This window comes from Oceanobacillus damuensis, from assembly GCF_001618145.1.
In the GTDB taxonomy this organism is placed as follows: Bacteria; Bacillota; Bacilli; order Bacillales; family Amphibacillaceae; genus Oceanobacillus; species Oceanobacillus damuensis.
Window position 1 is genome coordinate 13,818 of sequence record NZ_LQNF01000018.1, and the last position, 16,829, is coordinate 30,646.

Annotated in this window: 21 protein-coding genes; 16 read left to right on the plus strand and 5 right to left on the minus strand. The window is 38.0% G+C overall.

The genetic code is table 11. From position 1 onward, the window contains the following. Nucleotide 1 precedes the first annotated feature (1 nt). The 4 genes from A4245_RS12115 (at nucleotide 2) to A4245_RS12130 (ending at nucleotide 2,496) form a co-directional block, all read left to right on the plus strand. The gene (locus A4245_RS12115) at nucleotides 2-625 is read left to right on the plus strand and encodes a cytochrome (ubi)quinol oxidase subunit III (RefSeq protein WP_067728246.1); all 624 of its coding nucleotides are present in this window, start codon (nucleotides 2-4) and stop codon (nucleotides 623-625) included. Between the two features lie 3 nt (nucleotides 626-628). Then, the gene (ctaF, locus tag A4245_RS12120; protein ID WP_067728248.1) at nucleotides 629-949 is read left to right on the plus strand and encodes a cytochrome c oxidase subunit IVB; all 321 of its coding nucleotides are present in this window, start codon (nucleotides 629-631) and stop codon (nucleotides 947-949) included. Nucleotides 950-1,080: 131 nt separating this feature from the next. Beyond that, nucleotides 1,081-1,977: a cytochrome c oxidase assembly factor CtaG gene (ctaG, locus tag A4245_RS12125; RefSeq protein ID WP_067728250.1), complete on the plus strand. Its 897-nt coding sequence runs from the start codon at nucleotides 1,081-1,083 to the stop codon at nucleotides 1,975-1,977. 63 nt (nucleotides 1,978-2,040) lie between these two features. Continuing rightward, nucleotides 2,041-2,496 carry a DUF420 domain-containing protein gene (locus A4245_RS12130; protein WP_067728252.1) on the plus strand — a complete coding sequence of 152 codons (456 nt, stop codon included), beginning with the start codon at nucleotides 2,041-2,043 and terminating at the stop codon, nucleotides 2,494-2,496. A gap of 225 nt (nucleotides 2,497-2,721) precedes the next feature. Here the strand turns inward: A4245_RS12130 and ytvI are convergent, their stop codons facing one another. Both ytvI and A4245_RS12140 read right to left on the minus strand, forming a co-directional pair. Then, a complete protein-coding gene (gene ytvI, locus A4245_RS12135; RefSeq protein ID WP_084268785.1) occupies nucleotides 2,722-3,780 on the minus strand; it encodes a sporulation integral membrane protein YtvI in 1,059 nt (352 codons plus the stop codon). 141 nt (nucleotides 3,781-3,921) lie between these two features. Next, a complete protein-coding gene (locus A4245_RS12140) occupies nucleotides 3,922-4,287 on the minus strand; it encodes a YugN family protein (protein ID WP_067728256.1) in 366 nt (121 codons plus the stop codon). Between the two features lie 214 nt (nucleotides 4,288-4,501). Here A4245_RS12140 and A4245_RS12145 point away from each other — a divergent pair, with 214 nt between their 5' ends. From A4245_RS12145 to coaD, 7 genes are all read left to right on the plus strand, one after another. Further along, nucleotides 4,502-5,572 (plus strand): CAP domain-containing protein, encoded by a 1,071-nt coding sequence (locus A4245_RS12145; RefSeq protein ID WP_067728258.1) that lies wholly within the window; start codon nucleotides 4,502-4,504, stop codon nucleotides 5,570-5,572. Between the two features lie 99 nt (nucleotides 5,573-5,671). Further along, complete coding sequence (gene ylbD, locus A4245_RS12150; protein ID WP_234402409.1) at nucleotides 5,672-6,073, plus strand: YlbD family protein; 402 nt, start codon at nucleotides 5,672-5,674, stop codon at nucleotides 6,071-6,073. Nucleotides 6,074-6,083: 10 nt separating this feature from the next. After that, on the plus strand, nucleotides 6,084-6,317 hold the full coding sequence (locus A4245_RS12155; RefSeq protein WP_067728262.1) for a YlbE-like family protein: 234 nt from the start codon (nucleotides 6,084-6,086) through the stop codon (nucleotides 6,315-6,317). Between the two features lie 61 nt (nucleotides 6,318-6,378). Beyond that, a complete protein-coding gene (locus tag A4245_RS12160) occupies nucleotides 6,379-6,816 on the plus strand; it encodes a YlbF/YmcA family competence regulator (RefSeq protein WP_067728264.1) in 438 nt (145 codons plus the stop codon). Nucleotides 6,817-6,953: 137 nt separating this feature from the next. Further along, nucleotides 6,954-7,229, plus strand: a complete 276-nt coding sequence (locus A4245_RS12165; RefSeq protein ID WP_067728266.1) for a YlbG family protein — start codon at nucleotides 6,954-6,956, stop codon at nucleotides 7,227-7,229. A gap of 589 nt (nucleotides 7,230-7,818) precedes the next feature. Continuing rightward, nucleotides 7,819-8,373, plus strand: coding sequence for a 16S rRNA (guanine(966)-N(2))-methyltransferase RsmD (rsmD, locus tag A4245_RS12170; protein ID WP_067728268.1), 555 nt, complete (start codon nucleotides 7,819-7,821; stop codon nucleotides 8,371-8,373). Between the two features lie 12 nt (nucleotides 8,374-8,385). Continuing rightward, nucleotides 8,386-8,871, plus strand: a complete 486-nt coding sequence (gene coaD / locus A4245_RS12175) for a pantetheine-phosphate adenylyltransferase (protein WP_067728270.1) — start codon at nucleotides 8,386-8,388, stop codon at nucleotides 8,869-8,871. 694 nt (nucleotides 8,872-9,565) lie between these two features. Here the strand turns inward: coaD and ylbJ are convergent. Continuing rightward, the gene (gene ylbJ, locus A4245_RS12180; protein ID WP_067728272.1) at nucleotides 9,566-10,795 is read right to left on the minus strand and encodes a sporulation integral membrane protein YlbJ; all 1,230 of its coding nucleotides are present in this window, start codon (nucleotides 10,793-10,795) and stop codon (nucleotides 9,566-9,568) included. A 192-nt stretch (nucleotides 10,796-10,987) separates the two neighbouring features. On the opposite strand from ylbJ, the gene A4245_RS12185 reads away from it, so the two are divergent. Further along, on the plus strand, nucleotides 10,988-12,004 hold the full coding sequence (locus A4245_RS12185) for a SepM family pheromone-processing serine protease (RefSeq protein WP_067728274.1): 1,017 nt from the start codon (nucleotides 10,988-10,990) through the stop codon (nucleotides 12,002-12,004). Between the two features lie 37 nt (nucleotides 12,005-12,041). Here A4245_RS12185 and A4245_RS12190 read toward each other — a convergent pair whose 3' ends face one another. After that, nucleotides 12,042-13,253: a nucleotidyltransferase gene (locus tag A4245_RS12190; protein ID WP_067728276.1), complete on the minus strand. Its 1,212-nt coding sequence runs from the start codon at nucleotides 13,251-13,253 to the stop codon at nucleotides 12,042-12,044. Between the two features lie 182 nt (nucleotides 13,254-13,435). On the opposite strand from A4245_RS12190, the gene A4245_RS12195 reads away from it, so the two are divergent. The 4 genes from A4245_RS12195 to A4245_RS12210 all read left to right on the plus strand — a co-directional run bounded on the left by A4245_RS12195 (nucleotide 13,436) and on the right by A4245_RS12210 (nucleotide 15,593). Continuing rightward, nucleotides 13,436-13,966, plus strand: coding sequence for a YceD family protein (locus A4245_RS12195; protein WP_067728278.1), 531 nt, complete (start codon nucleotides 13,436-13,438; stop codon nucleotides 13,964-13,966). Between the two features lie 45 nt (nucleotides 13,967-14,011). Further along, entirely contained in the window at nucleotides 14,012-14,185 is a 174-nt protein-coding gene (gene rpmF / locus A4245_RS12200) for a 50S ribosomal protein L32 (protein WP_010649496.1), read from the plus strand. A gap of 105 nt (nucleotides 14,186-14,290) precedes the next feature. Then, nucleotides 14,291-15,052: an enoyl-CoA hydratase/isomerase family protein gene (locus A4245_RS12205; RefSeq protein WP_067728280.1), complete on the plus strand. Its 762-nt coding sequence runs from the start codon at nucleotides 14,291-14,293 to the stop codon at nucleotides 15,050-15,052. A 64-nt stretch (nucleotides 15,053-15,116) separates the two neighbouring features. Next, the gene (locus tag A4245_RS12210; protein ID WP_067728282.1) at nucleotides 15,117-15,593 is read left to right on the plus strand and encodes an RsfA family transcriptional regulator; all 477 of its coding nucleotides are present in this window, start codon (nucleotides 15,117-15,119) and stop codon (nucleotides 15,591-15,593) included. 259 nt (nucleotides 15,594-15,852) lie between these two features. Here the strand turns inward: A4245_RS12210 and A4245_RS12215 are convergent, their stop codons facing one another. Further along, nucleotides 15,853-16,332 (minus strand): N-acetyltransferase, encoded by a 480-nt coding sequence (locus A4245_RS12215; protein ID WP_067728284.1) that lies wholly within the window; start codon nucleotides 16,330-16,332, stop codon nucleotides 15,853-15,855. Nucleotides 16,333-16,829: the final 497 nt, after the last annotated feature.

Here is a 16,829-nt window from a genome sequence, read left to right on the forward strand (position 1 = left end):
TATGAGTCAAGATCATTCCTTGAACCCGGAGACAATGCCTCAGGATCCTTCTAAAGCAACAATGGAAGGAAAGCATAAACATTTAGGCTTATGGATTTTCCTTGGCGGGGAGACAGTTTTGTTCGCATGTTTATTCGGTACTTACCTTGCTTTGAGAAATTCGACTGCAGGTGGCCCATCTTCACAAGATCTGTTTGGACTGGAACTTGTATTTTTAATGACAATTCTATTATTGACCAGTTCTTTAACGAGTGTTTATGCAATTTACCACATGAAAAATAATGACTTTAAAAAAATGCAGTTATGGTTTGGAATCACTGCTTTGCTCGGTATCGCCTTCCTTGCTTTTGAAATATATGAGTTCGCTCATTATATTCATGACTATGGATTCACATTCCGTTCTTCAGCATTTGGTTCTGCATTCTACGCATTAGTCGGTTTCCATGGTGGGCACGTTGCCTTTGGACTTGGATGGCTGATTACACTTATGGTACGAAATGCGAAGAGAGGTTTAAGTCTTTACAATGCACCGAAATATAATACATTTGGATTGTATTGGCATTTCATCGACGTAGTTTGGGTATTTATCTTTACAGTTGTATATTTGATGGGGATGGTGAGTTAATTTATGACGGAAAATCCAAATACCAGCAAAATTAATTCGTTCCAAAAGGAAAAAAATAGAGATGAAATGAGAAAGCAGATCATTACTTTCGCATTGATGATTTTCTTTACAATGATTGCATTCTTTGCAGTTATGATGGGAACCAGCTCTACTTTTGTAATCCCGTTGATTCTTATATTGGCTGTTGTACAGGTAGGTTTCCAATTTTATTACTTCATGCATATGAAGGATAAAGGTCATGAAGTCCCTGCTGCCTTAATTTATGGTGGTATCTTTGTGACTGCATTGGTAATCTTGACATTTGTGGCAATCACTTGGTGGTAATATCAATAAACAAAAAAGATCGGGATAATTATTCCCGGTCTTTTTTTGCTAAATCGTCACATTAATCGCAGAATATGAAAAGATTATAAGGTATAATTGAAAGACAGTCAGCTATATGGAGTGATAATATGATGTGGTTAGAATTACAGATCTTTGGTTTCCGTGCGCTTTGGAGTCCATATTATTTTGTGTTTTTAGTAGGTTTGGCAGTATTATATTATTTGATTACTGGTCCATACCGTCATCGATTTGGCGGGGAAGAAAAGCCTGCAGGGAAGCAGCAATTTTTATTTTACGTATCCTTGTTATTATTGTATATTGTGAAAGGGTCGCCAATTGACTTGCTCACACATATCACATTAACTGCCCATATGGTGCAGATGGCAATTTATTTACTTGTAATTCCAATTTTTATGCTGAAAGGTATCCCATCATGGATATGGAGGAAAGTTGTTAATGCACCAGTGATTAAGCCGGTATTTCATTTACTTACAAAGCCGCTTATCGCTCTGATTCTGTTTAATGCGGTTTTCTCGCTTTATCACATGCCATCCGTATTCGATTTTGCTAAATCTTCTATGGTTGCACACACATCCATCTCATTAATATTATTCCTAACGGCATTCATTGTGTGGTTTCCATTAATTTCTCCGATTAAGGAATTGGACGAGATGCAGCCGTTATTGAAAATAGGCTATATTTTTGCAAATAGTGTATTGATTACACCTGCATGTGTGCTCATCATTTTTTCATCTGACCCTCTTTATGCGGCATATACACAAGATGGTTCCTGGATTCAGGCCTTAAGCTTATGTGTGCCTGGTGATGTGCTTAGTGGGTTAACGACAACTCTTTCTGGCCCTGAAATGTTTACGAGCATGGATGTAGTAGAGGATCAGCAGCTCGGTGGGATAATTATGAAGATTATGCAAGAAATAACATATGGAATTGTTCTGGGCTCGATTTTCTATAAATGGTTTTCCAAAGAAAGTCAAAAGGTAGATCCAGTTCCAGCAACAATCGAATAATAAGGAAAGATTAAAGTATTTTAATAGAGAAGTTTTTGCTTCCATGGAAAGGAATTTTAGATTATGCCTGTTTTGCCTACCATTAGTACTATTTTTATTGTCTTGAGTGCCATACTCGTTGCAATAGGTTGGGTATTAATTTCAAAAGGAAATAAGAAAGCACATAAGACGGTCATGCTATCAGCTGCAGTAAGTGCTTTATTGTTTTTTATCATTTATGTGTCCAGAACTATTTTTGCCGGAAATACTAGTTTTGGCGGACCGGATGAGATTAAGATCTACTATACACTATTTTTGATATTCCATATTATTTTGGCTACAACTGGTGCTGTATTCGGAATTGTTACAATTACCTTGGCATTCAAAAGAAATATTTCAAAACATAGAAAGCTAGGACCTGTAACGAGTATCATATGGTTCTTTACAGCAATAACCGGTGTTATGGTATATCTTCTTCTATATGTCATCTATGATGGCGGAGAAACAACAAGCATGCTGAAAGCAATATTTGGCTTTTAAAGGGAATTCAAAATGCCGGTAAACATGACTTGTGAATTTCGGACAAATATTTCTTTTTGTACTTGGAAAAGTCAATTGTCCGAAATACATGATTCTACTCAACTAACACTCATTCTGGGATTAAAAAAACTCTCACTGAGTGAAGTCTCATTTTACTCTTTTTTTGTGAACGCATATTTTAGCAAAACAAAAAAGGTGGAAGCATTATTATTGCTTCCACCTTTTTTATATTTTCGTATTCCACTTTATTATTCCTGCTTCCTTAGCAGATGTAAATGCAATTACAATTACTGGTCCAATGACGAAACCAAGAATACCAAATAGCTGAAGCCCTATAAACATTGAAATCAATGTTGCCAGGGGAGAAAGTCCAATATGCTGACCCATTACTTTTGGTTCTACCGTACGACGGATCGCCAGCAAAATAACTGCCAGAATTGCCAGCTGAATACCTGTAGCTGTATCACCAGTGAGCAGCAGGAATAATGCCCAAGGTCCCAATACGATAATCGAACCGATGATTGGGACCAGATCGATCAACCAGATGATCAGTGACATAATTAACGCCACTTCAGGTACAATCAGATACAGACCAACCAGCGAAACTGCCAAAATTATGATGCTGACTAAAAATTGAGCCTTAAAGAATCCGAAGAGTACACTGGTTAACCTGGCATTCATGAAGGAAACCTTCTCAGCTGTTTCTTTTCGCAGCAGTCCATACATGTTTGATTTTAAAATTGGCAATTCCAACATAAACAGGAATAATGCGATGAGGTAGACAATAAAATTGATGAGAAAGTCCGGGATTTTAGCAAAAATCTTTGCTATATTATCCAATGTAAGAAAATCTCTAATTGTCGTACTGATGGAAGCAATACTTCCTTCAATGCTGGTCGTTATTTCTTTTACGAATTCTATGGGAAGGTCACTCGTATAACGATGAAGGTCTCGTTCCCATTGACTGTACAAACTATTCAACTGATTAACATAACTCGGTACGGACTCTGCAAAAATAACTAACTGTGTTACAGATTTAGTGACAATAAAGGTACCTACAACACCTACCAGAATGATAAATAAAAGAAAAACGATGGATACTGAGGTTTTTCGATTTATTTTTAACTTCTGCTGAATCAAGCGAACTAACGGATTCAGCATTAGGGCAGTAAGCAATGCAAGGACCAATGGAATGGAAATGGGCAAAATAAATAAGATGGTAATTAATAATATTATTAACAGAAAAATAAGTGTCCAGTGACGTTTGGTCATATGTAGAAACAAGGGGCAGCTTGTCTCCTTTCAATAATAGTGATTGATTATTTTAAAAAGCCGATATTTCTTCTACAGCTAATACATATCGTTCAAAAAAACCAACTGTTCAAGATGGTTACCAGACAGTTGGTTTTTAACTTATAATGTTGCTTATCTTTTATAATGGTTAATTTCTTCAGCAACTTTAGAAACTAGCGTTTGTGCACGTTCGATTAAACTTTCGGGGAAGTTTTCACCTTCACCATACTCAACACCATGAGGGTAATAATGTTTACCTAATAGCGGAGTCAGCAGTTTGATAACAGCATTTCCGGTATCTACATCTCCCTCAACAGCATAGCCTTGAATTCGAATGTAATATGTAATATTCTTTTCTTTTGAACCTATCTTGTAATCGTAAGATACTCTTTCGTAATCCCATTGACCTGCACGTATGAAGGCATGTTTACCAGTTAAATGATCTAAAGGCTTTAAATCAACAAGGGAGTCTTCAATACCCGTATTTTCCAATCTCATTTTATTCACCTCATTATTAGTTCTCACTGTTTAATGATAGTACGAAACCGCTTAATATGCAATCAAAAACGAAATATTATAGCAAATTTTGGCCTGCTGACATTTCAATTCTATCACTTTACGCGTAATATAATAAATAGTAGGGAAAAGAGAATATATGTTTTTTTATCACATAGTATAAAATATAATATAAATTGGTAAGGGGAAGTATCCAATGCGTATGATTCAAAGTGTCCTGTCATTGACAATAATAGCTTTAGTCGTTTTTTATTTTATGGAAAGAGCAGATACTGCTCCAGTAGAAATAGTGAGCGGTGCTAATCATGCAGCACATGAAAAGAGAAATGCGTTAGAGTCAAAAATTGCACCGGAGAAGTTAGATCCTGCCAACCCATTAGAAGGCAATATGTTCAGCTGGATAGGTAAAACGGAACAGGAATTACTGGACAGCCTGGGCGAACCAAGCAGAATTGACCCAAGTGCCTATAATTATAAATGGTGGGTTTATAACGCGTCTCTAAATCAATATATTCAATTTGGCATAGAAGCGAATGAAATCAAAACAATTTTCGCAGCAGGAGAAGATTTAGAAACAGAAGCTGTATATATTGGCCAAGACTTTGATGAAATTAGCCAGCATTTTACATTTACAGATGAAGTAACCTATAGTGAAGGATCATCTTCTTATGCGTTCAAGATGTCTAAAGAGGATTTGTCAACGAGACCTCTGGTAAAAATCGCTGATGGTACCTTCGTTCAATTTTATTTTGATACATTCACTACTAAACTATCTTCCATACGGATTCTATCGGCAGAAATATTATTAAAGCATCGCCCTTATGAAATAGAATATCGCGGAAAGCTACCACAGGAGCCAAGCCTGACGGAAGAAGAATGGGCGGCAGTCGAAAAAGGAATGGAGCAGCAAGTATTTGATTTAACGAATGTGATACGTGAGCAGCATGGTAAAAGCGCGTTGGAATGGGAGGAAAGTGTCAGCGATGTAGCCTATCATCACAGCAAAGATATGGCAACGAACAATTATTTTTCCCACTACAGTCTAAATGGTGATGGATTAAAAGAGCGGTTGGAAGTTGAAAGTGTATTTTATACTTCTGCTGGAGAAAATATAGCGGCACAATATCCGGATGCACCAGCCGCAATGGAAGGCTGGCTAAATAGCAGGGGACATCGCGAAGCTCTTCTTAATGATGATTATACACATATTGGAGTAGGTGTATACCAGTTCTATTACACACAAAATTTCCTTGGCAAACCATTGTAAAGACCTGGCTCACGAGGTTATATAACCTCGTGGGTTTTTTTCTGCACAATAGTTGGGTACCCGCATAAATTAAATAGTACAGATGACTATTAATAAGGGGTGAAAAAATTGGAGGAATTACATCCGACACTGATTGCTTTTAAAGAGTTCATCAATAAACATCCACTTCTATTAAGGGAAATCAGAAAAAGTGGAAGGTCATGGCAGGAGTATTATGAGCAATGGATATTGTTGGGGGAGGACGATCCGCACTGGGATAATTATAAAGGGGAACCATCAACAGATCACTCTCAAAATACAGATAAAACAGTTGGAAAAGATTCTGAGCTGATGAGCCAGCTGTTAAAATATACATCAAACCTTGATATTAATAAAATGCAGGGACAGGTAAATCAATTGAGTAAGGCAATAGCAGCTATTCAGGACATGATGGAACAGTTCAAAGGGTCACAGAAAAAAGAACAGCCACCCAAGGATCCTTTCAGCTGGGTAAGGGATTGAGGTGATTAGCATGGATTCTATTGTTGAGCAGTATTTGAAGCAAAATCCAGCATCGGCTGCATTTGTAAGATATAATCCGATCTGGTACCGTTATTTATCGAGAAATCCGGGCAGAATAAGGGAGATGGAAAAGGAAGCTAAAATTTTTTATGGAAAAACATTTCCACAACAACTTGAAAATTTAAATAACCGTATACAGATGATTAACATGCTCACGCAGGTTGCAAAGGCGATGAAGGATTAAATCAATGTATTTTCATTCTGGTCATTAAATGATAGTATATATAATAGTGGAGGTGTATTAGATGATAGCTACATTGGAATATGTAAATATTCTGGATAGATCAGAGAAGCTTGGGAAGATGGTGATGGATTCCGAAGTTATGGAAGCATATCAGAAAACTCGTGCAGCTCTTGAAGAAGATAAAGAAGCACAAAAGCTTATAAAAGCTTTTTCAGATATGAAAGACAATTATAATGATGTACAGCGTTTTGGGAGATACCACCCGGATTATTATGAAATTATGAAAAATGTCCGTTCCACGAAAAGGGAAATGGATATGAACGAGAAGGTTGCAGCATTTAAAGTTGCGGAGCGAAATCTTCAGAAATTACTTGACGAGATCAGCCAATATGTCGCTAACAGCGTTAGTGAACAGATCAAAGCACCGAAAGATGGTGCTGCTCTTAGTGATAGTGGCTGTGGATGTGGTAGTGGTGGAGCATGCGGTTGTGCTTCATAATGAATCAGTACATGCCTTCAGATAAATTCTGAAGGCTCCTGATATTAATACATATTTGAAGTGATTTCATTCCACCTGCAACGGGCAGTAAGAACCATGAAAGGAAGTTTCACTTTAAAAGGAAGAGAGGGTTTTCAATGAAAACTGATCGGCAAGGTATCGTTGTCTGGTTCCAACATATGAAGAACCTTAAACAGCTTAAAAGATATGGAAATTTGATTTATTCTTCCCGAAGACTTAGATATGCTGTAATATATGTGAATCGTGAAGAAATCGAAGAAGTTGAAATGAAAATAATGAAGCATTCTTTTGTTTCCAAAATTGAGAGATCCTATAAACCGTTTGTACGTACTGATTATGAAAATGCTAAACCAGACAAAGCAAAACAATATGATTATAAAATGGGCATTTAAACCTTTGTGAATCAAAAGTATTCACGAAGGTTTTTAATATGCTTCTGAAGTAGATAACGAGTGGAAGCAATAGCACAATCTATTGACCAAAAATCGCTCCGCTCTTTGTGTTTCCTGTATCTCCGCCGGCTCAGTCCAGTCCATACGCTCCTGACCAGTCGCCTCCGCTTTTGTTACGTCCAGCTCCGGCTCATAGAAACTCCCGTCATAAGCAATGGACACTTCGTACAGGGAAGTACACCTGTACTACGGTCCCTTGCTTATGCGTCCGTTTCTGACCAATCGCCTCCGCTTTTGTTGTTACACAAAAAGAAAAACCTGCAGAATATTTTTCTGCAGGTCCCTTTGTTTCCGTTTGAAACAAAAAGGCAAAGGGAGAGGAGAAACCGGAGGAAGAACTTATGGGGAAGTGTAAGTCTTCTCCGCTTTTGAAACAACCAAACTAACGATTAGTTGAATCATTATGATATTATGGACATTGTAAGAAAATATATACATCGCTAATCAATAAACCATTCTTTTCTCGGTTTTCTAAATAATCATTTTATGATAGGATTAGTGACGAATAGCGTCAAATAGAGGTGGATACATGCGAGTTATAGCTGGTAATTTAAAAGGAAGACAGTTAAAAGCAGTTCCGGGAAAATCGACAAGACCAACTACGGATAAGGTGAAGGAATCTGTCTTTCAAGTAATGGGCCCATTTTTTGATGGAGGGAAGGTTCTGGACTTGTTTGCAGGGAGTGGCTCCTTAGGTATAGAGGCGATGAGCCGTGGCATGGATTATGGTGTATTTGTAGATAAACACCCAAAGGCAATACATATCATAAATGAAAACCTTAAATTATTGAAACTTGATCAAAATTCGGAGGTTTATCGGGCAGAAGCACATAGAGCTTTGAAAGCAGCTGCTAAACGCGAGCTTACGTTCGATTTGATTATACTCGATCCGCCATATGGCCAGGTCAATTATGAGGACATTCTAAAAGCAATTTTAGAATTGAATTTAATTCGTGCCGGGGGAACAATATATTGTGAACACGATTTATCTGAGAAATTACCTGGCAAACTCCAGGAACTTGAAGCATTCAAAGAGGACCGCTTCGGTGGCACGATAGGTATTACTATATATAAAGCACAGTAAGGAGCAATTACAATGGGAAAACTGGCAATTTGTCCTGGAAGCTTTGATCCAATTACCAATGGGCATCTCGACATTATAACTAGAGGTGCAAAAGTGTTTGAAAATGTTATTGTGACTGTGTTTAATAATCAGTCCAAATCTCCATTATTCACCGTCGAAGAGAGAATTGAGTTATTAAGGGAATCGACAAAAGATATTCCTAACGTTACAGTAGATTCCTCAGACCATCTATTGATGGATTATGCCGCAGAAAAGAAGGCGCATGCAGTTATCCGTGGCCTTCGGGCTGTCAGTGACTTTGAATATGAAATGCAGATTACTTCCATGAACAGGAAACTGAATGAAGATATTGAAACGTTCTTTATGATGACGAATAATCAATATTCCTTTCTCAGTTCAAGCATGGTGAAGGAAATAGCCAAATACAATGGAAATATAAGTGGTTTGGTTCCAGAGCATGTGGAAGCGGCTCTGAAAAGGAAATTTGATTATCTTTAAAAAGATGGCAGATGCCATCTTTTTATTTAACCCAACTTTAGTATCAATAAAACTAGGTTCACTCATTTAACTATAGTAATCATAGAACTTCTTAACAATGCCTTGCTAACTTGATAAAAAGAAGGCTGTTTGCAAGTTCTATTTTTAAAGTTTTGTTGCTTCATAAGCGCCGCAGTTTCTGTAAAATGCGAAGTAATTTGAATTTATTTCCGGTGATATGCGCATTTGCTGCCGTCCGGGATCGCTCTGGGCGGATGCGCATCCTTAGGTCACGGCCTCAGCTCCGAAGAGAAAACCACTCTTCTGGTCTTCGGACACGTGCTTTTCCCGCAGGAGTCGACTGCCTGCCGCTCCCCCGAACTGGTAAAGCTGTATAATTAGATTTTGTTATTAAGGATGCAGTTTATTAACAGCAAACTTAACCAGCTCGGGGAAATACACGGAGACACCAACGGGAGGAAAGGCATAGGTGAGACACTGAAATGCGCTAGCATGAAGGGGCTCACCAGCCGCCTTAGGATGCGCGCAGTGTATTTTCCCTGAGCGGTCGCCGAAGCCACTTGTCTTAGCCTAGTTCGCATTTTATATCAAATGTGAAATAAAATGAACAGGATACTAGATGTATCCAGAATGCCACGACAGTTAATCCTAAGTCACCATAAGCAGTATCTCCAGCCTTCTATGCTCCAAAACCTTACTCCGCTATAGTGGAGTTTTTTAATCTTTTATATAAAATAATAGCAGAGATTGCCAGAAAGCTAATCGTGATCAATGGCCCAAAATCCTTCAAGCAGTTTAAAATTGTATGCCACATGTTATCTGTAACTCCATCTTGTGAAACAGGTATTTCATTCAGTTCCAATGTGTGCCTGTCCAGGTAAAGAGGTTTAAACAGAATAACTGTTAAAATAACCGCAAACGTTCCATGAAGGAGGCGCGCAAAGAAATAGGGAGTGAATCGGATATCCGTCTTTGCAAGGATACTCGCTACTTGTGCATGAATAGATAAGCCATTGAAACCTAGTATAAAACTTACAAGAATTGCTTTAGGAAGAAGGGAATCTGTTGTTGTTTGTGAAATCATATTTGCTCCGATTGTAATCTCAAACACCCCAGAGATGAACGGAAGCGCTAAATCCGCAGGCAGCCCCAATCCTTTTAAAATCTGTTCGCCAATCAGGGCGATTGCCGGTGAAATGCCGAGAAGGAATAACAATTTTATCAGCACCGAAAAAAGGATAATAAATCCTCCAATCATCACTAATGTTTTAATTGAATGCAAGACAGCATCCCCAAGAATTTCACCTAATGGTTTGTTTTCCTTCATGCGTGTTTCATGCATTTCCATAAAAGCTCTTATGATGGAAATTTTAGGTTTTCGTCGCTCGCCCATTCGTTGCAGCTTGCTTTCGTTCCTTCCATGGAATCGCATGCATACCCCGACAAGAGCATTGCTTAAATAATGGCAAAACGCCAATAAAGTACCCAGTTTTAAATCATGAAAAAAACCTGCAGAGATTGCTCCAAAAATAAATAATGGACTGGAATTATTTGTAAATGATACAAGTCTTTCGGCTTCAATCTTGGTTAGTTGCTTTTCTTCCCGCAAGCGTGCAGTAATTTTTGCTCCTGTAGGATATCCACTGGCCATGCCCATCATCCATCCGAAACTGCCTGCACCAGGAACATTAAATAACGGCCGCATAATTGGTTCAAACAAAGTCCCGATAAATTTGACAACTCCGAACGCAAGTAATAATTCTGCAGTAATGAAAAATGGAAGAAGTGATGGAAATACTACTTCCCCCCACATGTTCAGTCCTCGGATGGCGGCCTCCAGAGCCTGGTCCGGAAAGCTGATAAGAGAAATAGTCAAAATGAATGCAAAACTTGAATAAATAAAAGTTTTTATGATTTGCTTCAATAGAAAGCCCCCTAAATAATGAGCCTAGCTCTGTACAACTTATTTCGTTAGTAGTAGAATTATTCTAGCTTGTTTTAACCGAAGAATCGTTTTTAGTACAAGTCTGTACAATATACGCTCATACATAGGTTAAATATTCCATAGACATGTTAAAGAATTGTTTTCGGAGTTAGGAAGGAGCAATAAGACACGATGAAAGTGACCAAAAGAAATATTATATTTTTTATCATTACGGTTGCCTTAGTGTATTTTTTAGGTGCATATCAATTACCTTATTATATTCAAAAGCCAGGCGGTGCTAATCCATTGAATCCAATTGTCGAAGTAGTTGATGGGTATGATAGTGAGGGAGACATGCATCTTGTGACGGTTAGTGGACTTCAGGCGACACCAATACAGTACCTCTTTGCAAAAATGTTTTCATATCAGGATATCCTTCCAATGTCAGAGGTATTTCCAGAGGGAATCTCACAGGATGATTATATGCATGCACAGCTTCAGGTGATGGAAAGTTCGCAGGAAGCAGCGACTGTGGTGGCATATGAAGCAGCAGGAGAGAACATAACCATTGACTATGATGGGGTATACGTTGTGTCCGTGGTTGAAGGTATGCCTGCTGAAGGGATACTTGAAACTGGTGATCGTATCATCGGCATTGATGGCAATGAAATTAAAGACGCTGCAGATTTAACTGATTATGTGGACACAAAACAGGCAGAGGACACAATTACGATTGAATTTGTACGTAATGATCAGACGATGCGTGAAGCAATAATGCTGGAAGAGTTTAGTGATATTGACAATAAAGTCGGAATCGGCATCAGTCTCGTAACAGACCGAAATGTTACAGTCGACCCGGAAATTCAATTTTCCAGTGGGAATATTGGGGGACCGAGTGCCGGGCTAATGTTTTCCTTGGAAATTTATGATCAATTGACTGAAGAAGATCTTACAAAAGGCAAGGAAATTGCTGGTACAGGAGAAGTGGATTATGAAGGAAATGTACGTCGCATCGGTGGCATCGATAAGAAGATAGTGGCTGCTGAAAGGGAAGGAATCGATATATTTTTTGCTCCTTACGAGAATGGTGCAGAGAATTCCAATTATCAGCTTGCTGTGAAGACTGCAGAAGAAATTGGAACAGATATGGAAATTGTACCAGTAGATACTTTCGAAGATGCTTTGAACTATTTGCAACAAACACAATAGCATAAGGATATATTCAAAAATAGACCTGTCATCAGGTCTATTTTTGGATAATTGGTGTCTGTAATTCCTGCTTAAAGAGCAGGTTTCTTTTCCGTGAAGGCAGAATACTATAATAAGCATGTGCAGCCTTTTCCTCTATTGACAAGACGGATGGCTGCCGGCGAGTTAGTTTAGAAACAAGCGGTACATTCATCAGCTTCTTTTGTCTGTTTAAATATTCTCTGCCTCTTTGAGTCATTCCGAGAACACGAACGTATGGAACCGTTTGAATAGGAATCTCTGACAGATCAGCTTTTTTTGTATTTGTTAAAATATGTACAAATATGCGCTGAATTCTTGTCCAGGTATAGCGTTTGGTTTTGATTGCCTCAACCCAGTCATAAAAAGACGTCGCATGGTGAACTGTTTTTAGGATTCTGTTTTCCAAACCTTCCTCAACGTCCTGAATCGCTGCGATTTCATTGGCAGACATTGTCATAACACGATAGGAAAGAATTGGAAAGTAATTTTCCCACGCATGCCATACAGATGCTTTATCTTTGTATAGCATTAATTGTTTCGCGGTTTCTTCGGGCATAGTCGATTTGATTTCTGACGTTAACGAATCGTTCTTCAGCATTTCTTTTCTGATACTTGTGGCACTGGCAATCTCGCTGGCGATTGTTTGATCATGAAAATCATTGTTCGTACGTTGGATGGTTAAAGGAGCAATATCCAAGTTGTTTTCCATGATTGCTTTTACATAGCTGTAACCAAGAATATTGTTCGGTTTTGACAGATCCATATTTTTGTCTGTTAAACCTATATGCTGATAGGCACGCTTGCTCGCTTCCGGGTAGGAGAGACCCTGGTCTAAGAATTGTTTTAATGTTATTTTAAACTCGGACTCTTTTTCTTTGAAGTAATAATAACTTGTTTTGAAATTCGAAATGGAACCAGACTCACTTCCAAAACAAATGCTGGACACTCCGGCCTCGCTTAACGTTTTAACGGCACCATCTGCGAATAAATCACTATGCTGTACCGCATATATGTATGGTAGTTCTAGAATAATATCAATACCTGTCTGTAAAGCAGCAGATGCACGGTGGAATTTATCTATGACAGCGGGCTCTCCGCGCTGAAGAAAATTACCGCTCATTACAGCTATCATACAGTCTGCACCGGATTGTTTACGTGCTTCTTCTATATGGTAGACATGTCCATTATGGAACGGATTATATTCGACGATCAGACCACAAGCATTCATAAATTCAACTCCTAGTATCGGCTGTTAATTATTGTAACAAATTATTAATTGCACTGCATCCTAGAGTATTATATGATTAGTAAAAACAGGAGCGGGAAATATAGTAGTAAGTGTAAAGAAAATATGTTGACAAAAGTTCTTTTTTCTTTTAAAATAACTCTTGTTGCCTAGAGGTGATAATAATGAAATTAACACTAAGCCAAATCAGAAAAACCGCGGCTAATAAACCCTTTGAATTTGATGAGATGGTGGATGTTTCCGAGCTGGAAACAATGAATAATGATATACGCGAAATAAAACCTGTCCGGGTTCATGGGAAAGCTGACATTCAAGGGGAACAGTTCTTTTTCTCATTTCAGATTGAAGGAGAAATGATTTTACCTTGTGCCAGAACACTGGTTGATGTCCCTTATCCATTTACAGTCAAAGCGAGCGAAATCTTTTCCACATCTTCCTATTATGGAAGCGATGAAGCGGAAAATGAAATTCATCCAATAAATGGAGAAGTTCTTGACTTAACGCCATATATCAAGGAAAATATAATATTGGAAATTCCTTTTCGTGTATTTTCCAAAGAGACTAATCCGAAAGAAGGAGCACCTTCTCAAGGTAATGGATGGGAATTTATTTCAGAAGTAAAAGAAGAGAAGAAAATAGATCCCCGTTTTAAAAAATTGGAGTCTTTGCTTGAAAAGAAAAAGAAAGAAAAATAAGAATCACTATTCAAGTTTTACTTTCGTTTGAAGGAGGTGTAAGTCATGGCAGTACCTAAACAAAGAACGTCTAAAAAAGTCAAAAATCAACGTCGTACTCATAAAAAATTACACGTACCTGGCATGGTAGAGTGTTCAAATTGTGGAGAATTAACTAAACCGCACCATGTTTGCAAATCTTGCGGACATTATGATGGAAAAGAAGTAGTCAACGACTAATTCTCTATTTGCCTAAAAAAAACAGATCACATTGTGGTCTGTTTTTTTTATTCTTTTACTGCTAATCTTTATATATATCTATGGAAGCGTGAGGGAGCGATTGTATTGGAAGAATATGCTGTATATGAAAGAAATGAATATGATTATGGGGTAATTTTCCTGAACAGACCTCAAAAGCGCAATGCCATTTCAAAGGAAATGAGGGAAAGTATATCAATCTGTCTCCAACGGGCAAAGCAAGATTCGATTAAATTTCTGGTTATAACTGGTGCAGGCGAGAAGATGTTTTGTGCAGGTGGAGATTTAAATGAGCTGCATGGCAATCTTTCCCCGGAGGAAGCCTATGACATTTTGAACCCAATGAAGCAACTGGTATATCAAATTTTAACTTTTCCAGTGCCGACGATTTGCTTGTTAAATGGTGATGCTGTTGGTGGTGGGTGTGAAATCGCATCGGCTTGTGATATAAGAATTGCCAAAGAAGGCACACGGTACGGTTTCGTGCAGAGTAACCTTGGTATTCTTCCTGGATGGGGAGGTGGTGCGGTACTGTACCAAAAGGTCCATCCAAGCTTTGCATTGCAATGGTTAATTGAAGCGAAGCTGTATCATGCTGAGGAATTAAAAGAAAAGAGCTGGATACATCGAATTGTAAAAGCGGATGAATGGAATGACAGTCGCGGACTGTTGGCCGACTATATTTCAAAATCACATAATCAAATGTTCCTCCTTAAACAGCAGTATTTGAAAAAGATTACGGCAGGCAATATATCCGATTTAATGGATGAAGAGGTTAAAAATGCTGCCAGTCTATGGGACTCTTCGGAACATAAAGCTGCAGTAGAAAAATTTTTGTCAAGGAAATGAGAAACCTATTCTAGCACCCCTATTTTTTGCATACATTGATAGCAAACATATTAGGAGGGTTGTTATGAATGATACAAGACAGGATGCCTGGACACAGGATGAGGATATAATTCTTGCGGAAACCGTATTACGCTTTATCCGGGAAGGCAGAACACAGCTAGAAGCCTTCAAGGAAGTTGGAAATCAGCTTTCCCGTACATCGGCTGCATGTGGTTTCCGTTGGAATGCGACAATCAGAAAGCAATATCAGCATGCCATACAATCGGCAAAAGAAGATAGGAAAAATGGATTAAAAAAGGATGCAGTTGTTTCCGTTAATCACGAACCCAAAGAGAAGTATACGATAGATTCGGCTATCCAGCTGCTTGAAAAAATGAAATCACAATTTCCGGATGGGGAACGTGCAGCAAATAAAATAACGGAGGAAAAAATTGCTTACTTAGAGAAAGAGAATGAAGATTTAAAAAAACAGTTAGAACGATATGATCATGCATGGCAGGAAATAAATAAACTATGGTCGTGGGTTAATAAAAGTGATTAATAAAGTTCTTGCAGATAGAAAATACGCTTTAATTAGAAAACTTGGCGGATGGCATTGTTGGACGAATGCAGACTCAAAAGTTTTATACCTTCCTATTTACAAAAAGGACATGAATGAAATATACCATTCATGTCTTTTTTGGCAAGTAAGAAAGTATAAACTTTCTTACTTGCATAAGTGCAACTAAGGCATTTCGCCGAAAAGGCTTGGCGCATGCCAAGTTTTCAAAACAGGTAAGTTAACAGCGGATTGCGACTTCCTAATTTAATTCTTTTTCCTGAACTCCTTCAGGAAGCCATATAAGGGGATTTTCACCCAAATCTCTTTCCATATCGTAGTGTGCTTTTATGAAGCCCATCTTTTCCCAAAAGCCATGAGAATTGATACGCGGACTTGTTTTGATAGGAAGGTTGAAGCTTTTTGCGAAATCTACCATAGCTTTTCCGTACCCTTTCCCCTGGTAATCTGGCAACACTTCAAGCTTCCAAAGTGTTAAGTAGTCCTGTGACGGTTCAAAATAATAATCATATTCCTGATTCACTTCGTACAAGCTCATTCTTGCGATGAGATTATTCCCATGATAAATTCCGTAAAATGGTGATTTGCTGTCGTTTTCAATAATATTATTTTGTAAATCCTCCATCATTGTAAGTTCCTGGTTTCCGTATTCTTTAAACCTTTTAAACTTCTCAAGCGTCTTATAATTAACTAAAAGATTTTCAACTTTAGAATGTTCCATAAAAAAACTCCCCCAATCTAAAATTTTACACTTCCCTTTATTTTTAATTGCCCCTTCAGGAAGCGTTTATCTCACATAATAATTTCATGCAAAATATTACAACTTTATTATAATACAAAAGTGATAATTTTAAAATTATTTAGATGGTTATGCATGGAGCACACGATGAATTTTTTCCCGAAAAACATCCCTAACAAATCATCGAATGGATAGAAATACGAAGTTGCTTATTTGTAAGCCACAAGGGTATATTTTCTGATACAATAAGTAGTGGAAAATGAGAATGTCATATACATAAAGATAATATCTTTCACAACTTGCGTAGAAGGAAATTGGCAAGATGCCTTGGCAGAATCAGAAGGACTGAGGACATATTGCATATGTTGACTTTGGATTAGCTGTTCGTTCAAAGCATTCCGGACTCCAAAGATCTTCCGTTCATTTTGCTTTTTTATCATCGGATTTGATATAAAATGCGAAGTAACTACTATTTGTGT